The organism is Mycobacterium sp. (assembly GCF_019247615.1).
In the GTDB taxonomy this organism is placed as follows: domain Bacteria; phylum Actinomycetota; class Actinomycetes; order Mycobacteriales; family Mycobacteriaceae; genus Mycobacterium.
The window spans coordinates 14,892-35,448 of the sequence record NZ_JAFBAT010000199.1 but is presented as its reverse complement, the minus strand read 5'-3'; the positions used below and the strand labels follow the sequence as shown (position 1 = coordinate 35,448).

The 20,557-nt window shown below is 67.6% G+C and carries 15 protein-coding genes and 1 pseudogene; 11 read left to right on the top strand and 5 right to left on the bottom strand.

Annotated elements, in window-relative coordinates; genetic code table 11:
• The first annotated feature begins 46 nt into the window (after positions 1 to 46).
• Together JO059_RS13815 and dinB are read left to right on the top strand one after the other, a co-directional pair.
• Complete coding sequence (locus JO059_RS13815) at positions 47 to 685, top strand: TetR/AcrR family transcriptional regulator (protein ID WP_293319570.1); 639 nt, start codon at positions 47 to 49, stop codon at positions 683 to 685.
• Positions 686 to 715: 30 nt separating this feature from the next.
• Entirely contained in the window at positions 716 to 1,930 is a 1,215-nt protein-coding gene (dinB, locus tag JO059_RS13810; protein ID WP_293319568.1) for a DNA polymerase IV, read from the top strand.
• Here dinB and JO059_RS13805 read toward each other — a convergent pair.
• Positions 1,927 to 2,934, bottom strand: a complete 1,008-nt coding sequence (locus JO059_RS13805; protein WP_293319566.1) for a PHP domain-containing protein — start codon at positions 2,932 to 2,934, stop codon at positions 1,927 to 1,929. The two genes, dinB and JO059_RS13805, sit on opposite strands and share 4 nt — an antisense overlap.
• A 56-nt stretch (positions 2,935 to 2,990) precedes the next feature.
• On the opposite strand from JO059_RS13805, the gene JO059_RS13800 reads away from it, so the two are divergent.
• The gene (locus JO059_RS13800) at positions 2,991 to 3,842 is read left to right on the top strand and encodes an LLM class F420-dependent oxidoreductase (protein WP_293319564.1); all 852 of its coding nucleotides are present in this window, start codon (positions 2,991 to 2,993) and stop codon (positions 3,840 to 3,842) included.
• A 451-nt stretch (positions 3,843 to 4,293) separates the two neighbouring features.
• On the opposite strand, the gene JO059_RS13795 is transcribed toward JO059_RS13800, so the two are convergent.
• Together JO059_RS13795 and gltB are read right to left on the bottom strand one after the other, a co-directional pair.
• Positions 4,294 to 5,760: a glutamate synthase subunit beta gene (locus tag JO059_RS13795; protein WP_293319562.1), complete on the bottom strand. Its 1,467-nt coding sequence runs from the start codon at positions 5,758 to 5,760 to the stop codon at positions 4,294 to 4,296.
• Entirely contained in the window at positions 5,753 to 10,336 is a 4,584-nt protein-coding gene (gene gltB / locus JO059_RS13790) for a glutamate synthase large subunit (protein WP_293319560.1), read from the bottom strand. The genes JO059_RS13795 and gltB overlap by 8 nt, the downstream gene beginning before the upstream one ends.
• Before the next feature lie 512 nt (positions 10,337 to 10,848).
• Between gltB and JO059_RS13785 the strand changes: the two genes are divergently transcribed.
• Entirely contained in the window at positions 10,849 to 12,135 is a 1,287-nt protein-coding gene (locus JO059_RS13785) for a MinD/ParA family protein (RefSeq protein WP_293319558.1), read from the top strand.
• Here JO059_RS13785 and sigI read toward each other — a convergent pair.
• On the bottom strand, positions 12,132 to 13,016 hold the full coding sequence (gene sigI / locus JO059_RS13780; RefSeq protein ID WP_293319556.1) for an RNA polymerase sigma factor SigI: 885 nt from the start codon (positions 13,014 to 13,016) through the stop codon (positions 12,132 to 12,134). The genes JO059_RS13785 and sigI overlap by 4 nt on opposite strands.
• A 103-nt stretch (positions 13,017 to 13,119) precedes the next feature.
• Here sigI and JO059_RS13775 point away from each other — a divergent pair, with 103 nt between their 5' ends.
• A complete protein-coding gene (locus JO059_RS13775; protein WP_293319554.1) occupies positions 13,120 to 13,968 on the top strand; it encodes an NAD(P)H-binding protein in 849 nt (282 codons plus the stop codon).
• Between the two features lies 1 nt (position 13,969).
• Entirely contained in the window at positions 13,970 to 14,416 is a 447-nt protein-coding gene (locus tag JO059_RS13770; RefSeq protein WP_293319552.1) for a nitroreductase family deazaflavin-dependent oxidoreductase, read from the top strand.
• Positions 14,417 to 14,854: 438 nt separating this feature from the next.
• On the opposite strand, the pseudogene JO059_RS22955 reads toward JO059_RS13770, so the two are convergent.
• A pseudogene (locus tag JO059_RS22955) lies at positions 14,855 to 15,145 on the bottom strand (PE family protein); the annotation flags it as partial.
• Between the two features lie 376 nt (positions 15,146 to 15,521).
• On the opposite strand from JO059_RS22955, the gene JO059_RS13760 reads away from it, so the two are divergent.
• The 5 genes from JO059_RS13760 (at position 15,522) to eccA (ending at position 20,546) form a co-directional block, all read left to right on the top strand.
• Positions 15,522 to 16,886 carry an EspA/EspE family type VII secretion system effector gene (locus JO059_RS13760; protein ID WP_293319548.1) on the top strand — a complete coding sequence of 455 codons (1,365 nt, stop codon included), beginning with the start codon at positions 15,522 to 15,524 and terminating at the stop codon, positions 16,884 to 16,886.
• A gap of 71 nt (positions 16,887 to 16,957) precedes the next feature.
• A complete protein-coding gene (locus JO059_RS13755; protein ID WP_293319546.1) occupies positions 16,958 to 17,275 on the top strand; it encodes a type VII secretion target in 318 nt (105 codons plus the stop codon).
• A 2-nt stretch (positions 17,276 to 17,277) separates the two neighbouring features.
• Positions 17,278 to 18,153, top strand: coding sequence for an ESX secretion-associated protein EspG (locus JO059_RS13750; protein ID WP_293319544.1), 876 nt, complete (start codon positions 17,278 to 17,280; stop codon positions 18,151 to 18,153).
• A gap of 36 nt (positions 18,154 to 18,189) precedes the next feature.
• A complete protein-coding gene (locus tag JO059_RS13745) occupies positions 18,190 to 18,810 on the top strand; it encodes a hypothetical protein (protein WP_293319542.1) in 621 nt (206 codons plus the stop codon).
• Complete coding sequence (eccA, locus tag JO059_RS13740) at positions 18,807 to 20,546, top strand: type VII secretion AAA-ATPase EccA (RefSeq protein WP_293319540.1); 1,740 nt, start codon at positions 18,807 to 18,809, stop codon at positions 20,544 to 20,546. Before JO059_RS13745 ends, eccA begins: the two co-directional genes overlap by 4 nt.
• Positions 20,547 to 20,557: the final 11 nt, after the last annotated feature.

Genomic DNA, 20,557 nt, shown 5'->3' with positions numbered 1-20,557 from the left:
AGTCAACATACTGTTGAAATTCTCAACACGGTGTAAACTCGTCGTCGTGACTACCGCCGGCTCAACCCGCGTCTCCCGCGCTCGGCGCTCGCCGCGCCCGTCGGGTGACGACCGCGAGCTGGCCATCCTGTCCACCGCCGAACGCCTGCTGGCCGAACGGCCGCTCACCGAGATCTCCGTCGACGACCTGGCCAAGGGGGCCGGGCTGTCCCGGCCGACGTTCTACTTCTATTTCCCGTCCAAAGACGCGGTGCTGCTCACCCTCTTCGAGCGGGTGATCGTGGAGGCCGACTCCGCTTTGGAGAATATGGTCGCCAATCCCCCCGCCGACCGCAGGGCGCTGTGGCGCACCGGGATCAACGTGTTCGTCGAGACATTCGGGGCCCACCGGGCGGTGTCCCTCGCCGCCGACGCCGCGCGCACCAACAAGGACCTCGGTGACCTCTGGTCGCGGTTCATGCAGAAGTGGGTGGGTCACATCACCGCGGTGATCGAGGCGGAACGCGCACGCGGGGCCGCGCCGGTCACCCTGCCGGCCGATCATCTGTCGGCGGCGCTCAACCTGCTCAACGAGAAGGTGATGCTCACCTCCTTCGCCGGCGCGCGGCCCTCGGTGCCCAGCGAGCAACTCCTCGACACGCTGGTACACATCTGGGTCAACAGCGTCTACGGCGAGGCCCGCTGACGCCAAGCTGTCCGCCGTCCGTGCGAACATGTGGTCGTGCGGTGTGACGCGTCGATCCTGCACGCGGACCTGGATTCGTTCTACGCGTCCGTCGAACAGCGCGACGATCCGACGTTGCGCGGTCGCCCCGTGATCGTCGGCGCCGGGGTCGTGCTGGCGGCGAGCTATGAGGCGAAGGCGTACGGCGTGCGCACGGCGATGGGCGGCGCACAGGCGCGACGCCTGTGCCCGCAGGCCGTGGTGGTGCCGCCCCGGATGACGGCCTACAGCCGCGCCAGCGACGCGGTTTTCGAGGTCTTCCGCGACTGCACGCCGATCGTGGAGCCGCTATCGGTGGACGAGGCGTTCCTCGACGTCGGCGGGCTGCGCCGCGTCGCGGGCTCGCCGGTCCGGATCGCCGAACGGCTGCGCGCTGACGTGCGTGATCGCGTCGGCCTGCCGATCACGGTCGGCGTCGCGCGGACGAAGTTCCTCGCCAAGGTCGCCAGCCAGGAGGCCAAGCCCGACGGCCTCCTGCTGGTACCGCCCGATCGCGAACTGACGTTCCTGCGGCCGCTGGCGGTGCGCCGGCTCTGGGGTGTCGGCGCCGTGACGTCCGAGAAGCTGAACGCGCACGGCATCCGCACTGTCGCCGATGTCGCCGACCTGAGCGAATCGACGCTGGCCGCGCTGGTCGGAGCCGCGATGGGCCGACAGCTCTATGCGCTGTCGCGCAACATCGACCGTCGGCGGGTGACCACCGGCGTGCGGCGGCGCTCGGTGGGGGCCCAGCGAGCCCTGGGCCGCAACGGCAACCGGATGTCGCCGGCCGAGGTCGACACGGTGGTGGTCAACCTGATCGATCGAATCACCGCGCGAATGCGCGCCGCCGGGCGCACCGGGCGCACGGTGGTATTGCGGCTGCGGTTCGACGATTTCACCCGGGCCACCCGGTCGCGGACGTTGTCATCGGCGACGTCGTCGGCGCAGCCCATCCTGGCCGCCGCCCGGCAGCTGGTGCGCTCGGTGGCACCCGTGATCGCGGAACGAGGATTGACCCTGATCGGCTTCGCGGTGTCGGGCATCGACCGCAGCGGCGCCCAGCAGCTGACGCTGCCGTTCGGCGAGTCCGGGTCCGGGCCGGCCACCGATGACCTGGAGGCGGCGATCGACCGGGTCCGCCGTCGTTACGGCAAGTCCGCACTCACGCCCGCGGTGCTGGTCGGCCGCGACCCGGGCCTCGAAATGCCGCATCTACCCGACTAATTCGCCGCCGTCCACTCCAGCAGCTTGTCGAGCGGCCAGGTGTTGACAATCCGGTCGACGGGCACGCCGGCGTCCACCGCACGCTGGGCCCCATAACCCAGGAAGTCGAGCTGCCCGGGCGCGTGTGCGTCGGTGTCGATGCTGAACACGCAGCCGATCTCGAGCGCCAGCTTGAGCAGCCGCGTCGGCGGGTCGCGGCGCTCCGGACGGGAATTGATCTCCACCGCCGTGCCGTGATCGCGGCACGCAGTAAACACCGCCTCGGCGTCGAACTGCGATTCGGGGCGGATGCCGCGGTTGCCGGCGACCAGCCGGCCGGTGCAATGCCCCAGCACGTCGGCGTGCGGATTGGAGACGGCGCGCACCATGCGTCGAGTCATCGCCGTCGAATCCATCGACAATTTGGAATGAACGCTGGCGACGACGACGTCGAGTCGCTCGAGCAGCTCCGGCTCCTGGTCGAGGCCGCCGTCGTCGAGGATGTCGACCTCGATCCCGGTGAGGATGCGCATCGGCGCGAACTGGTCGCGCAACTCATCGATCACGTCGAGCTGCTTGCGCAACCGCTCCGGCGAGAGCCCGTTGGCGATCGTCAGCCGCGGCGAGTGGTCGGTCAGCGCGCAGTAATCGTGACCGAGCGCCGATGCGGTGGCCATCATCTCATCGATCGGCGCCGACCCGTCGGACCAGTTCGAGTGCAGGTGCAGGTCCCCGCGCAGCGCGGACCGAATGTCGCCTCCGCCGAGATCCTCTGCGGCTGAACGTAATTCAACCAATAGGTCGGGTTCGCGGCCGGACCAGGCCTGGTCGATGACCTTCGCCGTCTTGGGCCCGATGCCCGGCAGCGTCTGCCAGCTGTTGGCCTGACCGTGTCGCTCCCGCGCGGCGTCGTCGAGACCCTCGATGATGTCGGCGGCGTTGCGATACGCCATCACGCGCCTGGGGTCGTGGCGGCTGCGGTCCTTGTAGTAGGCGATCTGCCGCAGCGCCGTTACCGGATCCATGGTTCCAGTGTGCCTAGTTTGGTTGCGCGTCATAAAGGGCGGCTAACGTCGACTCCATGCGATTCGCGTTCAAAACCTCACCACAAAACACCACCTGGGCGGACATGCTCGCCGTCTGGCAGGCCGCCGACGACATCGACGTCTACGACTCCGGGTGGACCTTCGACCACTTCTATCCGATCTTCTCGGACAGCAACGGGCCCTGCCTGGAGGGATGGACGACGCTCACCGCGCTGGCGCAGGCCACCGGGCGGCTGCGGCTGGGCACCCTGGTCACCGGCATCCATTACCGCCATCCTGCGGTGCTGGCCAATATGGCCGCGGCACTCGACATCATCTCCGACGGGCGCCTCGAGCTCGGCATCGGCGCGGGTTGGAACGAAGAGGAGTCGGGCGCCTACGGCATCGAGCTCGGCTCGATCAAGGAGCGCTTCGACCGGTTCGAAGAGGCCTGTGAGGTGTTGATTGGACTGCTCAGCGAGGACACCACCGACTTCGAGGGCACGTACTACCACCTCAAGGGCGCCCGCAACGAGCCCAAAGGGCCGCAGCGGCCGCACCCGCCGATCTGCATCGGCGGCAGCGGGGAAAAGCGCACGCTGCGCATCACTGCTCGGTACGCCCAGCACTGGAACTTCGCCGGCGGGCCACCCGAGCTGTTCGCGCGCAAGCGTGACGTACTCGCCGCGCATTGCGCCGACCTGGGGCGCGACCCGAAAGAGATCGTCACGTCGGCCCATCTCCGCCTGGACGAGGAGCGCAACTACGGGCAGGTCATCGAGGATGCGGCGGGGCTGGCCGCCGAGGGCCTCGACCTCGGCATCGTCTACATCTCTCCGCCACACGACGTCGCCGTACTCGAGCCGCTGGCCGAAGCGATCCGGGACTCGGGCCTGTGGGACGGCTGATGTCCGAGCGTTGCGGCCGCTGCGCCTTCGCGGCCTGACGCCATCCCCGCGGCCGCTCTCGGGCTAGCGACCACATCGCCGACGTAACGGACTTTCCGTGCTCCGGCAGCTAGCGAGCAAACTTCAATATCCGCCGACGGTGTTCGAACTCGGTGCCTACACCCCGAACAGCATCAGTTCTTCGGCCGTAATCAGGCGTTCGTGCTTGGCGGGAAACTCGCGACTCTTCATCGGGTGACGAAACCATGACCAGGCGATTCGACCCATCCGCGTCCGAGGTAAAGGGTTGACATGCACAGTGATCACTTCCTGCGATCGTTCCGTTCCGGGCGGACTCCCCCGTGACTGCTATGGGATGGGGCCCACAGAGATCTATTAGACAACAAGCGTCTGGCAAACGTGGGCAGAAACGCCGAATTGAATACAGACGTTTCTGGAGTGACTGAAGTGACTACTGAAGCGGTGCCGCGGTCGGCTGGATGGGCGCCGGCAGCGCCGTCGAGCCCATCAAATACCGGTCCGCGGCCGCCGCGGCGGCTCGTCCCTCGGCTATCGCCCAAACGATCAGCGACTGACCACGACCCATGTCGCCGGCAACGAAAACGCCGGGAACCGCCGTGTCGAAATCGGCGCCCCGCGCCACGTTGCCGCGGTCGGTGAACTGCACCCCGAGATCGGTGAGCAGGCCGGCCTTCTCGGGGCCGACGAATCCCATCGCCAGCAACACCAAATCGGCCTCGAGCTCGAAATCTGAACCCTCGACCTTGACGAACTTGCCGTCCTGCATCGTCACCTCGTGGGCCCTGAGCCCGGTGACGTGCCCGTCCCGGCCGAGGAACTGCTCGGTGTTGACGGCGAACACCCGCTCGCCACCCTCTTCGTGCGCCGCGGAGACCCGGTACATCAGCGGGTAGGTGGGCCATGGGGTGGATGGTGCGCGCACGTCCGGCGGTCGGGGCATGATCTCGAACTGGTGCACCGCGACGGCGCCCTGCCGGTGCACGGTGCCCAAGCAGTCGGCGCCGGTGTCGCCGCCGCCGATGATCACGACCTTCTTGCCTTTCGCGGTGATCGGCGGCTCCCCGTCGGGCCCCAGAACGTCGTCGCCCTCCTGCACCCGATTCGCCCACGGCAGGAACTCCATCGCCTGATGGATGCCGTCCAACTCCCGGCCCGGAATGGGCAGATCACGCCAGGCGGTGGCGCCGCCGGCCAACACCACCGCGTCGAAGTCGCCGCGCAGCTGCTCGGCGGTGATGTCGACCCCGACGTTGACGCCCGCCCGGAACTCGGTGCCCTCGGCCCGCATCTGCTCGAGCCGCCGCTCCAGGTGGCGCTTTTCCATCTTGAATTCCGGGATGCCATAGCGCAGCAGGCCACCGATGCGGTCCTCGCGCTCGAAGACGGTCACACTGTGACCGGCGCGGGTCAACTGCTGGGCGGCGGCCAGGCCCGCCGGGCCGGAACCCACCACCGCGACCTTCTTTCCGGTCAGCGTGTCGGGCGGCAACGGCACCACGAAGCCTTCCTCGAAGGCCCGGTCGATGATCTCCAGCTCGATCTGCTTGATGGCCACCGGATCCTGGTTGATGCCCAGCACACACGCCGGCTCGCACGGCGCCGGACACAGCCGGCCGGTGAAGTCCGGAAAATTGTTGGTGGCATGCAGCCGCTCGATCGCATCGCGCCAGCGGCCCCGGCGTACCAGGTCGTTCCATTCCGGGATCAGGTTTCCCAGCGGACATCCGTTGTGGCAGAACGGTATACCGCAATCCATGCAGCGGGTTGCCTGCTCCCGCAGGGTCCCCTCGTCGAAGTCCTCGTAGACCTCGTTCCAGTCACGCAGCCGCAGCGGGACAGGCCGGCGCCGCGGCAGTTCCCGATGAGTGAACTTCAGGAAGCCAGTCGGATCAGCCATGCGAGGCCGCCATGATCGCCTTGTCGACGTCCAGGCCGTCCCGCTCGGCCTCGGCGATCGCCTGCAGCACCCGCTTGTAGTCCCGGGGCATCACCTTGGCGAAATGCCGTTGCTGGCGCGGCCAATCGGCCAGGATCCGTTGGCCGACCGCCGAATCCGTGGCATCGACGTGGGCCTGAATCGTGCCGCACAGCCAGTCGGCGTCGTCGTCGTCGAGGGTTTCGAGCTCGACCATCTCGAAGTTGAGGTTCTTCGGCAACTCGCCGTCCGGGTCGTACACGTAGGCGATGCCCCCGGACATTCCCGCGGCGAAGTTGCGGCCGGTGCGGCCCAGGATGACCACCTTACCGCCGGTCATGTACTCGCAACCGTGATCCCCGACCCCCTCGACGACGGCATGCGCGCCGGAGTTGCGGACCGCGAACCGTTCGCCGACCGCGCCGCGCAGGAAGACTTCCCCGCTGGTGGCGCCGAACAGAATCACGTTGCCGCCGATGATGTTCTCCTCGGCGACGTAGCCTTCCGGCGCGTTGTCGGAAGGCCGGACGACAATGCGGCCACCGGACAGTCCCTTGCCGACGTAGTCGTTGGCGTCGCCGTAGATCCGCAGCGTAATCCCCTTGGGCACGAAGGCGCCGAAGCTGTTGCCGGCCGACCCCTCGAACGTGATGTCGATGGTTCCGTCCGGCAAGCCTTGGCCGCCATACGCTTTCGTCAACTCGTGGCCGAGCATGGTGCCGACCGTGCGGTTGACGTTGCTGATCGTGGTGGAAAACCGGACCGGCTTGCCGGAATCCAACGCCTCGCGACTCATCACGATAAGCTGCTGATCGAGCGCCTTGTCCAGGCCGTGGTCCTGACGGGAGCTGCAGTACAGGTCCTGGTTCATGAACGCCGACTCCGGCTCGTGCAGCACCGGCGTCAGATCGAGCTTGTGCGCCTTCCAGTGCGCGCGCGCCAGCGTGGTGTCGAGCGCACCCGCCTGCCCGACGGCCTCGTTGAAGGTGCGGAAGCCTAACTGCGCCATGTACTCCCGGACCTCTTCGGCGATGAACATGAAGAAGTTCTCGACGAACTCTGGCTTGCCGTTGAACCGCTCCCGCAGCACCGGGTTCTGGGTGGCGACGCCCACCGGGCAGGTGTCGAGGTGGCAGACCCGCATCATGATGCAGCCGGACACCACCAGGGGGGCCGTGGCGAAGCCGAACTCCTCGGCGCCGAGCAGGGCGGCGATCATCACGTCGCGACCCGTCTTGAGCTGGCCGTCTACCTGGACCACGATGCGGTCGCGCAACCCGTTGAGCAACAACGTCTGCTGAGTCTCGGCCAGTCCGAGTTCCCACGGGGCGCCGGCGTGCTTCATCGAAGTCAACGGGGTGGCTCCGGTGCCGCCGTCGTGTCCGGAGATCAGGACGACGTCGGCGTGCGCCTTGGAAACCCCGGCCGCGACCGTGCCCACCCCGTTTTCGGAGACCAGCTTGACGTGCACCCGCGCGGACGGGTTGGCGTTCTTGAGGTCGTGGATCAGCTGCGCCAGATCCTCGATGGAGTAGATGTCGTGGTGCGGCGGCGGCGAAATCAGCCCGACCCCGGGCGTGGAGTGCCGGACCTTGGCCACCCACGGGTACACCTTGTGCCCCGGAAGTTGCCCTCCCTCACCGGGTTTCGCACCCTGAGCCATCTTGATCTGGATGTCTGAGCAGTTGGTCAGGTAGTGCGAGGTGACCCCGAAGCGCGCGGAGGCGACCTGCTTGACGGCGCTGCGGCGCCAGTTCCCGTCGGGGTCGCGTTCGAATCGGCTGACGTCCTCGCCGCCCTCGCCGCTATTGGATCGGCCGCCCAAGCGGTTCATCGCGATGGCCAGCGTTTCATGCGCCTCCGCCGAGATCGAGCCGTAGCTCATGGCCCCCGTCGAGAAGCGCTTGACGATTTCGCTCGCGGGCTCGACCTCGTCCAGGGGAATCGGCGGCCGCACACCCGCGCGGAACTTCAGCAGGCCGCGCAGCGATGCCATCCGCTCGCTCTGGTCGTCGACGAGCCGGGTGTATTCCTTGAAGATCTTGTACTGCCCGGTGCGGGTGGCATGCTGCAGCTTGAACACGGTCTCCGGGTTGAACAGGTGGTACTCGCCCTCCCGGCGCCACTGATATTCCCCACCCACCTCGAGTTCGCGATGCGCACGCTCGTCGGGCCGATCGACGTATGCCAGGTTGTGGCGGGCGGCGACATCGGCGGCGATATCTTCGAGCGTGATGCCGCCGGTCGGGCAGCTCAGCCCGGTGAAGTACTCGTCGAGGATGGCCTCGGAGATGCCGACAGCCTGGAAAAGTTGCGCGCCGGTATAAGAGGCCAGCGTCGAAATGCCCATCTTGGACATCACTTTCAGCACGCCCTTGCCGGCCGCCTTGATGTAGTTGCTCAGCGCAGTGTGGCGATCGATACCATCGATCACTCCGCGATCGAGCATGTCCTCGATCGACTCGAACACAAGGTAGGGGTTGACCGCCGCCGCGCCGAACCCGATCAGCATCGCCATGTGATGCACCTCGCGTGCGTCCCCGGATTCGACCACCAGACCGACGTGCGTGCGGGTCCGGTCGCGCACCAGGTGGTGGTGCACGGCCGAAACGGCGAGCAGCGAGGGGATGGGCGCCAGCACCTCGCTGGACTCGCGGTCGGACAGAATGATGATGCGCGCGCCGTCGGCGATCGCCGCCGACGCCGCTGCGCGCACCTCGGTCAGCGCGGCGGCCAACCCGGCGCCACCCTCGGCAACCGGGTACAGACATCGAATCACCTTGGAGCACATGCCGTGCGGACGCCCGTTGACCTGGTCGTCGGGATTGAGGTTGACCAACTTCGCCAACTCGTAGTTCCGCAAAATCGGCTGTTGCAGCACGATCTGGCGGCAAGAGTGCTCGTCCGGGTTGAGCAAGTCGCACTCTCCACCGGTGGTCCCCTGCAGGCTGGTCACCACCTCCTCACGGATGGCGTCCAGGGGCGGGTTGGTCACCTGGGCGAAGAGCTGGTGGAAGTAGTCGTAAAGCATCCGTGGACGCTGCGACAACACGGCGACCGGAGTGTCGGTGCCCATCGAGCCGATCGGCTCGGCACCGGCGCGGACCATCGGCGCCACCAGCAGGTTGAGCTCCTCATAGGTGTAGCCGAAAGCCAACTGCCGCTTGACAAGGCGGTCGTGCGGCATCCGGACGTATTTGCCGGCCGGCAACTCGTCGAGCGGCACCAAACCCTGGTCGAGCCACTCCTGGTAGGGCAGCGCGGCGGCCAGCTCCGCCTTGATCTCCTCGTCGGAGACGATTCGGCCCTGGGCGGTGTCCACCAGAAACATCCGGCCGGGCTGCAGCCGCATCCGGCGGACCACCTTGGCCGGGTCGAGGTCGAGGACGCCGGCCTCGGAGGCCATCACCACCAAGCCGTCGTCGGTGACCCAGATTCGGGAGGGGCGCAAGCCGTTTCGGTCGAGCACGGCACCGACGACGGTGCCGTCGGTGAACGTCATCGACGCCGGGCCATCCCACGGCTCCATCAACGACGCGTGGTACTGATAGAACGCCCGCCGCGCGGGGTCCATCGACTCGTGCCGCTCCCACGCCTCGGGAATCATCATCAACACCGCGTGGGCCAGGCTGCGACCACCCAGGTGCAGTAGTTCGAGCGCCTCGTCGAAACGCGCGGTGTCGGACGCGCCCGGGGTGCAGATCGGGAACAACTTCTCGACGTCGTCCGCCGAGCCGAAGATGTCGGTTTTGATCAAGGCCTCGCGGGCCCGCATCCAGTTCTCGTTGCCCGTGACGGTGTTGATCTCCCCGTTGTGGGCGATGCGCCGGAAGGGATGCGCCAGCGGCCAGGACGGGAAGGTGTTCGTCGAGAAACGGGAGTGCACGATGCCGAGCGCGCTGGTCAGCCGATCGTCTTGCAGGTCAAGGTAAAACGCCTTGAGCTGTGGGGTGGTCAGCATGCCCTTGTAGACCAGCGTCTGGCCCGAAAGGCTTGGGAAATAGACGGTTTCGCGTCCGGGGCCGTCTTGGCCCGGGCCCTTGGTGCCGAGTTCGTGCTCGGCGCGCTTGCGGACGACGTAGGTGCGGCGCTCGAGCGCCATGCCGGATGCCCCCGCCATGAACACCTGCCGGAAGGTCGGCATCGCGTCGCGGGACAGGGCACCCAGCGACGAGTCGTCGGTGGGCACCTTCCGCCAGCCCAGCACCTGCAGGCCTTCGGCCTCGGCGATCTTCTCCATCGCGGCACACGCCGCCGCGGCGTCCTTGGACGACTGGGGCAGGAACGCGATGCCCGTGGCATAGCTGCCCGGAGGAGGAAGCTCGAAATCCACACTTGCCCGCAGGAAGGCGTCCGGAACCTGAATGAGAATGCCCGCCCCGTCGCCGCTGCGCGGCTCGGCGCCCTGAGCCCCGCGGTGTTCGAGGTTGAGCAGCGCCGTGATCGCCTTGTCGACGATGTCCCGGCTGCGGCGGCCGTGCATGTCGACGACCATGGCTACCCCGCACGAATCGTGCTCGAACGCGGGGTTGTATAACCCGACGCGCTTGGGCGTCATATGCACCTGCCTCTTCACCAGAACGTTCCAGCGGCCCTATCCGGGCCATTACGAGCAGCTCCGCCGGGGCCGCAACCCCGAAGGGTTGCGGGCTCGGACCTTCTGAGGACCTTTTGAGCCCTTTTCGGCCTTGTCGGTAGGATGTCCCCCAGGCGGGCAATAATCCGGTTAGTGACGTCCGTGCAGCTCTGAACGGTGGCCTGGAATCGGTCTCGACAAGTCGTAAAACGATATGACAAAACCCGCCTGACATGCCAACTTGGTCAAGTCTAGCCGCCAGTTGGCGGCACCGTAAATTCGTGGCGGGTGGCGTGCGCAACACCGCCGACATGCTGTTTCTCGCCGATGGCGGGCAGCCCGGCCGAACGCGGTCGGCTGCTCGGGCGGGATGGCCGATACTGGACTGGTAGTGGTCCGCATCCAGCGTCGACGGTCGGGCCGCGGTGCTCATCAGCAGGGCTCGCGCGGTCGGCCACATGCGCAAGGTGCGATTGCCTGGCACCGAGGAGCCCATGAACGAGCGCGAAGAATTCCTGCGCGACCGGCTGCAGCGCGACCGGCCCACCCCGCCTGCCGCGCGCCCGCCCGGCCCGCCCGTGAGGTCTGCGCCCTCCGCGCCGCCGCCTGCTTTGCCGGTTGCCCAGCGGCCGGCCGCGCCGCCCCCGCCGGCCCCCCCGCGTCCCCGCCCGGGTCCACCGCAATCCTCGCCGGCGGCAGCGCAACCCCGGCCGGGTCCGCCGCCCCCGGCGTCATCCCCTCGTCCCGGGCCGGCGCAGCCCGCGTTGTCGCCCCGCCAGCCGGCTTCTCCCGCGGCCCCGACGCCCACGGGACCGGATCGCCGGCAGTCTCCGACCACCGCCGTCGGCGCGCCGCTGCAGACCGCCGACGCGGAGATGCCCGAACGTGGTTGGCGACGCCTGCTGCGGCTGGCCACGTTCGGCCTCGTCAGGCCGGGGCCGTCGGCAGCCCAGCGCCGGGAGGCTCAGTTCGAAGCGGCCATCCGGACTCCGCTGCGCGGCAACTACAAGGTCGGCGTGCTCGGTAAGGGCGGCGTCGGAAAAACGTCCGTGGCCGCCAGCGTCGGATCGCTTTTCGCCGAATTACGGCAGCAAGACCACGTCGTGGCAATCGACGCCGACACCGCGTTCGGGCGATTGGCCAGCCGGATCGATCCTCGATCGACCGACTCATTCTGGGAGTTGACATCGGAGAAGAATCCGGGTTCCTTCACCGACGTGGTCGCGCGCCTCGGCCGTAATTCCGCCGGCCTGCACGTTCTCGGTGGTGAACCGGCGTCCGGCCCCCGCCGTGTGCTCGATCCCGCCGTCTATCGGGAAGCGGCGCTGCGGCTGGACGCTCATTTCACGATCTCGGTCATCGACTGCGGCTCGACGATGGACTCGCCGGTCACCCAGGAAGTGCTGCGCGATCTGAATGCGCTGATCGTGGTGTCCTCGCCGTGGGCGGACGGCGCCGCCGCTGCTGCCAGGACCATGGAGTGGCTGTCGGAGCACGGCATGACGAATCTCTTGCAGCACACCATCGTGGTGCTCAACGATTCCGACGGCCATGCCGACAAACGGACCCGTGCGCTGCTCGCCCGCGAGTTCGTCGATCACGGCCGGCCGGTGGTCGAGGTCCCCTTCGACGCCCACCTGCGGCCCGGCGGGGTGATCGATGTGAGCCGCGAGATGGCCCCGGCCACCCGGCGCAGATTCCTTGAGGTGACGGCAACCGTCGCCGGTTATTTCGCGGCGCGGTCGGATCGTGCGCGGGACCGCCGCCCCGACAAGAGCTAATCCCGCCCCGGAACCCCTGCCCGCGCCGACGGGTCGGCGACTGCCTCGATCTTGGTCACGAGAGGGCCGCGGATGCTCAGCACGATCACCGCGAACAGCCGCCGGTCGGCGAAGGCCAGCACCGCCGGCTGCCCGGCGGGACCGCTGACCAGCGTCACCTCCGGCCCCAGGTAGCGCAGCAAGTTGGTGGCCACGGCGTCGGGACCGTGGTTGACCTGCGGCGGCGGCGCGGGGTCGATGAGGATCGTGCCCACTCCCCAGACCGCCGGATCGAGGACGGCGGTCAACGCGGCGATGTCGCCGTTGGCGCACGCGGTGATGAATCTCTCGGTGACCAGCTGGTGTTCGGCCGTGGCCACTTCGTTCAACTTCGGTTGCGCTGCATTGAATTTGGCGCGCGCGCGCCGCGCAAGCTGACGGCAGGTGCCGACCGGACGGCCCACGGTCTCGGCGATCGTTTCGAACGGAACCGAGAACACGTCGTGCAGTACGAACGCCACTCGTTCGCCGGGGCTGAGCCTGCGCAGGACCTCGAACAGCGCGTTGCGGACCTCATCGTCGAGGGTGACCCGGTCGGCCGGGTCCGGGCGGCGCGATACGGGCTCCCGCTCCTCGAGATCGCCGGTTCCGGGCCGTTCGTGGCGGGCTCGGGCCGACCGCACCTGGTCGAGGCAAAGCCGGCTCGCCACCACCGTCAGCCAGGCGCGGACATCGTCGATCGCATCCAGATCGGCACGGGAGAGCCGCAGGAATGCTTCTTGCGCAACGTCTTCGGCGTCACCGACGTCCCCGAGCATCTGATAGGCGAGGTTGACCAGATAGGGGCGGTGATGGCGCCACGCCTCGGTGAGCTGGTCGGTCGGGGAGTGCGACTGGGTCATGAAACTTCGACGATTCGGGACTGCGAAAAGTTACGCGTCGCCCGTGTAACTTTCCCGCCGCCGGCGCCGTCCTTGGCTGTAAAACTCACGGAAGGACCATCTCATGACGATCGTCGTAACCGGAGCGACCGGCAACGTCGGACACCCGCTCGTTGCCGAACTTGTCGCCGCGGGCGCGTGGGTACGGGCGGTCACCCGCACACCGAAGGGCGCCGGGTTTCCCTCGCGCGTCGAGGTGGTCGACTCGGCCGCCGACGCGCTGACGGGTGCCTCGGCGGTATTCCTCAATTCCCGCGCGCTGGGTGAGCGGCTGGCCGAACTGGTGGACCAGTGCGTGCACGCCGGGGTCACCAGGCTGGTTGCGCTGTCGGCGATCAATGCCGACGACGACTTCTCGCGTCAGCCATCGCGTTTTCGCGGGGACCGCAATAAGGAGGTCGAGCAGCTCGCCGTCGAATCCGGCCTGGAGTGGGTGAGCCTGCGGCCCAGCGTGTTCGCGACGAACTTCGCCGGGATGTGGTCGGCGCAGATCCGCGCCGGCGACGTGGTGGCCGGGCCCTACGCCGCCGCGTCCTCGGCGCCGATCGTCGAAAGCGACATCTCCGCGGTCGCGGCGCGGGCGCTGCTCACCGATGACCTTGTCGGCCAGCGCATCCCGCTGACAGGTCCGCAGGCGTTCACCAACTCGGAGCTGGTCGAGGTCATCGGCGGTGTCCTCGGTCGACCGCTGCGATACCTCGAAGTGCCGAATGACGTGGTGCGGCAACGGTTCATCGGCCTCGGATTCTCTGCCGACTTCGCCGACGCCTACATGTCCATGCTCGCCGAAACCCTCGACAAACCCGCGCTCGTCACTCACGACGTCGAGAAGATCCTCGGCCGGCCCGCAAGCACGTTCGCGCAATGGGTTTCGGAGCACCGCAACCTGTTCGCCCGACCCGAAGGAGCCTGACATGTCGCAGCCACGCCCCCCGCGCTACCTCAAACCCATGAACAAGGTGATGATGGCCGCCCAGCGGCTGGGCTTACCGACCGGCCCCGCGATGGTGCTGACCGTGCCCGGCCGCAAAACCGGTCAACCGCGCAGCACCCCGATGACGCCGTTCGAGTTCCGCGGCGGCCTGTACGTCGTGGCCGGTTACCCCGGCGCGGACTGGGCGGCGAACGCCCGGGCGGCGGGCACCGGCACACTGAGCCGGGGCAGGCGATCACGTGAGGTCAAGATCGTCGAACTGGACGCCGACGAGGCGCGCCCGGTGCTGCGAGAGTTCTCGGTGAAGGTGCCGGTCGGCGTGGCGTTCGCCAAGCGCTCCGGCATGGTGCGCGACGGCACGGCCGACGAATTCGAGGCGCTGGCGGGCCGGGTCGCCGTCTTCCGGTTCGAGCCCAACGCCACCTGACAGTAGAGCTGGCGAGCCGTCCGATATTTCGGAAAGGGCCGGCGCACCACCGGCGGGGGAGACCCGTCAGAGGACTTGCTCGCCGGGCTGCGGGTCGTCGGCTTGCCGGTCGCTCGACTCGTCGCGGGTGCTTTCTTCTTGGCTTGTAAGCGAAGGAGGAACACCCGCCGTCCCGCCACCGGCCGATGTGAACTGGCCGATCGAACTCAGCGGGGCGGTGCCCGCGCCCAGCACCGTTGACGCGGCGTTCGCGGTCGCGGGCACCGTGGCGGCCGGATTCGACGCCGCGACGCCTCCCAAAGGATTTGCCATCAGCGGTGTGCGGGCAGCCAGGCCACCGGCACCCGCTGCTGTCTCCGCGTTGAGCAGTCCCGCGGCGGCGGTCGCCGGGGTTCCACCCGCGGACGCTTGGCCGGCGAATTGGGCGCCGGCCGCCGCCAAAGTCGCGGCCGCGTCGCCGTCGACCTGCGAATACATGCGAGCGATTTCGGTCACCGCAAAGCCCGCCCGGGCCAGCTCCTCTTGGGCGGTGGTATTGGCAGCCAGCATCGTGGAGGCCTCTGCCGCGAAAGCCATCACTGCCTGTAGCGAGACCTCTTCTGCCCCGGCGGGTGCCAACCCGGTCAACAACGGCGCCGCGGCCGCACCGGAGGTCAGGGCGCGAGTGGCGACATCGACCAATTGCGATCCGATCGCGGCGGCGGCCGGATCGATTGACATCGATTCCATGTGCAGACTGCTCCTATGCGCCATCCCGAGGTTGTCACCGGGGTCCGGCCGCGTTGAAAGTCAGACCTGATTCTAGTGGGCGATGAGATCCATAGCGGACTCAATGAAGGGCCCGGTGTGCGATACAGTCGCATCAGTTGGTTTCGATCGTCTTCACTCCCAAGTGTTCGCTTCGCCGCAACCTTGCTGCAATGTATGGCATAGCGTGCGCGCGCCAGGTGGTGAATGCTGTTGCGTAGCCGAAACATCGTGCGCCGGGGCTGTTCTGAGCGTTGAAAGGCTCGCTCCACCGTGCACGGGATCGGTGCACAGGATTCGCGAGCGTGAAGGGAACACCGAGGTGTCTTGGCTTAACGGTGCGTCAGATCTGATCACGGTGACAAAGAGTTTCCAAACCGGCGGAAGCGCCATTCAAAACAAGGACTGGGCCACCCTCGGTGCGAGCGCGGGCACCATCGTGGGCAAGGGGCTGATCTACGCGAGCAAGCAATGGACGAAGCTTGTCGACGTTTTGAAGACCGACGCGGTAAAGAAGGCGCTGCCGACCCCGACGGCCATCGTCGATGCTGCGGCGCTGGCGGTCACTTTGGTGGACTTCCTCAACGGATTCGGTTCCCCGAACTCGGGCTCCGCCGTGTCCACCGCCGCAAAGGATCTCGACCTGTTCGTAACCAGCTTGGACCCCGGGTGCGTTCCCGATCCCCGAGACTGGGCCGGGCCCGCCGCGGCGGCCTACATCGCGCAGAACGCCGACTTGAAGCGTTACACGCAGGACTTGAAGCTCCTGGACGACAAGCTGAAAAATTTCATCGCGGAACAGGCCGGTAACACCAAAGAGGCGCACATGTGCTGCGCGGTCAACGTGGCCGTGCTGACCGCCGCCGCGGGTGTCGCCCTTCTCCTGTACTTGATTCCGGTCACGGGACCGGCGTGGTCGCAGGCGTGGCAAATCATTGCCGCCTTCGCGTGCTGCGCGGCGGTCCTGGTCGTCGAGCTGCTCGAGGTGGCGAGATCGATGACCCTCAACAACCAGGTGGCCACATTGGCCAAGGACTACGTCACGCTCGGCGAGAACGTGCAGAAGGCGCTCGAGGGCAGCTTCGGGAAGATCGAGGGGAAGGTGGCGGCGGAGGCCTCATCCAAGCTGTCCAGCTTCAGGGGGATCTCCGACGGCCTGACAAAGTTCTCCTTCGCGCCGAGCATCAACGACTTGGCCAACCAGGCCGGCGACCGTGTTACGCGGGAACAACGCGAGTTCCTCGACGCGAACAGACAACAGCAGGGGCTTGCCGCGAAGAGCCCGGCCGGCTCTGAAGCGCCGCGAGCGCCGCAAGCGACGCCGGCGGCGGTGCCCGCGGCAGCGGCTGCGGCCGCAACTCCGGCCACAGCTGCGGCCGCAACTCCGGCCGCAGCTCCGGCGGCAACTTCTGCGGCCGCCGCAGGGTACGCCCCGCCCACCCTGGCGCAGATGGCTGCGATGTCGGCCCAGATATCGCAGATGTCCCAGCCCGTCAGCCAGCTCGGCCAGACGGTCAACCAGGGTGTGAGCCAGATTCAGCAGGCGGCCCAATCCGGGAAGGGCCCGGGTGATCCGGCCCCGCCGCCCGCCGACGCGGCGGGCGATGGCCAGGACGCGGAGGCCGGTGCGGCCGCGGGCAGCGAGGGCGCCGAGCGGGCGCCGGTCGATGCCGCGACGAGCGGCGACAAGCCCACCGGGGCGGGTCGCGAGCGCGTCCTTTGATTCCACTCGCGCGTCTAATCCGTTGCGAGCCAAAGCAATAGCGTGACAAGCAAACGTCAAGGAGAACGACAATGGCAGATCTACTCCTCAACCCGGCAACCCTGACGGCGCTGGCAAACAGCCAGGAGGCCGCGGCCAAGTACGCCGAATCGGCCGCCAACGGCCTGGACGGGACGGCCGCCGACTGCCGGATCACCCACGGCGCCATCGGCTGCCCCTTGGCCGCCGGCGGCTTGGATTCCATCGAGGGGATCCGAAAAGCCGCCGTTCAGGCCCTGGCTGACGGCAGCAAGCACCTCTCCGCGAAGCTGCGCGCCGCCAGGGAGGCATATCAGGGCGTTGACGGTGAGTTGGCCGGGAACCTCAACAAGCAAATGCTTGACAGGTAGCCATGGCCGGTCATCTCGCTGCCTCTCGCGCCGGGCTCGTCGACGACGTCGTCGGCGTCGAGGTGACCATCGACGGCATGCTGGTGATCGCCGACCGCTTGCAGTTGATCGAATTCCCTGTGGCGCTTGGGATCCGGCAGAACATTCCACTCGAGGACGTGCGCCAGCGCGTCTGGGACCAGGTACGGCACGACCTCACCGTGCAAGGGGTGCTCGACCCTTCGGGCCATCCCCACCCGACGGTCGCGCAGATGGTCGACACGCTCAGCAGGCCGGACCGGACCCTGGAAGGCCGCTGGTGGCGGCGCGATGCCGGGGATGTGATGGTGCGTTTCGCCGTGTGCCGAAAGGGCGACCGGCACGTCATCGCCGCGCGCAACGGTGAACTGATCGCGCTGCAACTGGTCGCGCCGCAGGTGGGTCTGGCCGGCATGGTGACCACCGTGCTGGGCCCGGGGACTCCGGCCAGCGTCGAACCGATGACCGGTATCGCGGCCGAACTGGCCGAGTGCACCACCGCCGCAGACTTGATCAGTCAAGGCGTCCCGCCGGCCACGGCCCGCATCTACGCCGAGATCGTCAGCAACCCGAGTGGCTGGGTGGAGATCATCGCCGGCCAGCGCCACGCCGGCGGCACCTTCTCGCACACCGATGTCGCCGCCGGCGTCCTCGATTCACCGCTGGGCAGAGTGGTATCGCTGCCCCGTCGCGTCCACGGCGAGTTGTATGGCAGCTTCCTGTGCGGCACGCACCAGAATCTGCAGCGCACCCTGGACGGACTCCTGGAGTTTCTCCCGGCGGGCGCCTGGTTCGACGCCACTCCGGAAGACGATTCTGCTCACGCCTCCGATCACACCCAGGCCGCCTACCGAGGCTGATTCCGCCGCTACCCAATTTCAGAAAGAGGAATTCCCATGCCCGAGCACGACGAGCACGACGACCTCGCCGCCCTGGACTTTTCTTCCCCTCAGTCGGAATCGGACGACGACGGCAACGGGGAATCCGACGCCCTCGACTTCTCCGCTGCCGCCGACGACACCGACGAGGAGTCGGACGTGGAGGCGCTGTCCGGGTTTGCGCCGACCGCCGAGCCCGAGGAGGCCGCAAACGAGCTGGATGCCATCGCCGCGGCGACCGAGGCGTCGGACGCCTCCGAGGAAGAGGAAGAAGAGGTCGCCCAGGAGTTCACGGTCACCAACCCCGCCGGGACGGTGTCGGTGTCGGCGCTCATGGACGGCAGGATTCAACGCGTCAAGCTGTCGCCTACAGTGACCAGGATGACCGAATCGGAACTGGCAGAAGAGATTACGGTCCTCGCCGGCCTGGCCCGAAAACAGGGTCTCGCCGGTACGCACACCTATCTGTTCGAGAACGAATCCCAAGTGGAGGGGCTGCAAGACCTCGCCGAGCTCGGGATAGACGGCAGCCAGGTATTCCGTGACTTCGTGGAGGTCGGCATGCGGTTGCCGACCCCGGAGCAGGCCGACGCGGAACAGGCCGAAGTCTTCGCGGCCCGATACACCGACGATAAATGACCGATCATCTGGCCGGTCTGTTCGAGAGTGCGGTCGGCATGCTGCCCGTCTCGGAGGCGCGCGCCCTTGACCTCTTCACCGAGATAACGAATTACGACGAGTCCGCCTGCGACGCATGGGTTGGCCGCATCCGGTGTGGCGACAACGACCGGGTGACGGTGTTCCGAGCCTGGTATTCGCGCACCCACTTCGGACGGCTGGCCGGGTCCGCTCAAATCTCGATGAACGCCGTGGGCGCCAGAATTCCGATCGGCGGCCTCTACGGCGACATCACGTACCCGGTCAACTCGCCGTTGGCGCTCACCCTCGGTTTCGCGGTGAACGAAGCGTCGCAGGGCAACTACGCGGATGCCATGGAAGCCATCGAGGGCCTCGAGGGCCTTGGGGGCAGTCCCAACACCGGAGCCGAACACCTGGTGTCGTGGACCAAGGCGGTGATCTACGGCGCGGCCGGGCGATGGACAGAGGTGATCGACGAAGTGCGGGCGGCAGGCAAGTGGCCGGACACGTTCCTGGCTGCCGCCGCGAGCGTCGCACACGGGGTGGCGGCGGCCAACCTCGGTTTGTTCACCGAAGCCGAACGCCGGCTCACCGAGGCGAACTCCTCGCCTGCCGGCGAGGCGTGCGCCCAGTCCATCGCCTGGTACTTGGCGATGACGCGCCGCGGCCAGGGGAATGAAGAATCGGCCGTGGCGCTTCTCGAGTGGCTGCAGACCACGCACCCGAGCGCCAAAGTCACTGCCGCGCTTAAGGATCCGTCTTACCGCCTGGCGACCACCAGCGCCGAACAGATCGCCGCCCGGACCGACCCCTGGGACGCGGCCAGCGTCGTGGCCGACACCTCGGGGCGCGAAAAGCTGCTCGCCGAGGCGGAGGCCGAGCTACAACGACAGATCGGCCTCGCCCGCGTCAAGGACCAGATCGAGCGATACCGGGCCGCGACCCAGATGGCGAGGGTCCGCGCCGCGCGTGGCATGAAGGTCGCGCAACCGAGCAAGCACATGATCTTCACGGGGCCGCCCGGTACCGGCAAGACCACGATCGCGCGGGTCGTCGCCAACATTCTGGCCGGCCTGGGCGTCATCGGAGAACCGAAGCTGATAGAGACCGCGCGCAAGGACTTCGTCGCCGAATACGAGGGGCAGTCGGCGGTCAAGACCACCAAGACGATCGACCGTGCCATGGGCGGCGTCCTGTTCATCGACGAGGCCTACGCGCTGGTACAGGAACGCGACGGCCGCACGGATCCGTTCGGGCAGGAGGCGCTTGACACCCTGCTCGCCAGGATGGAGAACGACCGCGACCGACTCGTGGTGATCATCGCGGGCTACAGCGCCGACATCGACCGGTTGCTGGAAACCAACGAAGGCTTGCGGTCGCGGTTCGCCACCCGGATCGAGTTCGACTCCTACGCCCCCGAGGAGATCCTCGAGATCGCGAAAGTCATTGCGGCGGCTAATGACTCAACGTTGAGCCTGGAGGCGGCCGACAACCTGCTGGAGGCGGCGAAGCTGCTCAGTCAGCGGACAGTTCGGGGCAAAGCCGGCATCGACGTCGCCGGCAACGGTCGCTATGCGCGCCAACTGGTGGAGGCCGCCGAGCAGTACCGCGACATCCGGCTGACCCAGGCCGCCGACTTCGAGGCTCTCGACGTTGACCGCCTGAGCGAGATCAACGGCGACGACATGGCCGAGGCGATCGCCTCGGTACATGGGCGACTCAACATCACCGACTGACAAGAGGGATC

Bases quoted from the DNA above. Each gene is read 5' to 3' on its own strand.
- JO059_RS13805 (WP_293319566.1), bottom strand. From the start codon at position 2,934: ATGGATCCGGTAACGGCGCTGCGGCAGATCGCCTACTACAAGGACCGC.
- JO059_RS13800 (WP_293319564.1), top strand. From the start codon at position 2,991: ATGCGATTCGCGTTCAAAACCTCACCACAAAACACCACCTGGGCGGAC.
- JO059_RS13795 (WP_293319562.1), bottom strand. From the start codon at position 5,760: ATGGCTGATCCGACTGGCTTCCTGAAGTTCACTCATCGGGAACTGCCG.
- gltB (WP_293319560.1), bottom strand. From the start codon at position 10,336: ATGACGCCCAAGCGCGTCGGGTTATACAACCCCGCGTTCGAGCACGAT.
- JO059_RS13785 (WP_293319558.1), top strand. From the start codon at position 10,849: ATGAACGAGCGCGAAGAATTCCTGCGCGACCGGCTGCAGCGCGACCGG.
- sigI (WP_293319556.1), bottom strand. From the start codon at position 13,016: ATGACCCAGTCGCACTCCCCGACCGACCAGCTCACCGAGGCGTGGCGC.
- JO059_RS13775 (WP_293319554.1), top strand. From the start codon at position 13,120: ATGACGATCGTCGTAACCGGAGCGACCGGCAACGTCGGACACCCGCTC.
- JO059_RS13770 (WP_293319552.1), top strand. From the start codon at position 13,970: ATGTCGCAGCCACGCCCCCCGCGCTACCTCAAACCCATGAACAAGGTG.
- JO059_RS13755 (WP_293319546.1), top strand. From the start codon at position 16,958: ATGGCAGATCTACTCCTCAACCCGGCAACCCTGACGGCGCTGGCAAAC.
- JO059_RS13750 (WP_293319544.1), top strand. From the start codon at position 17,278: ATGGCCGGTCATCTCGCTGCCTCTCGCGCCGGGCTCGTCGACGACGTC.
- JO059_RS13745 (WP_293319542.1), top strand. From the start codon at position 18,190: ATGCCCGAGCACGACGAGCACGACGACCTCGCCGCCCTGGACTTTTCT.
- eccA (WP_293319540.1), top strand. From the start codon at position 18,807: ATGACCGATCATCTGGCCGGTCTGTTCGAGAGTGCGGTCGGCATGCTG.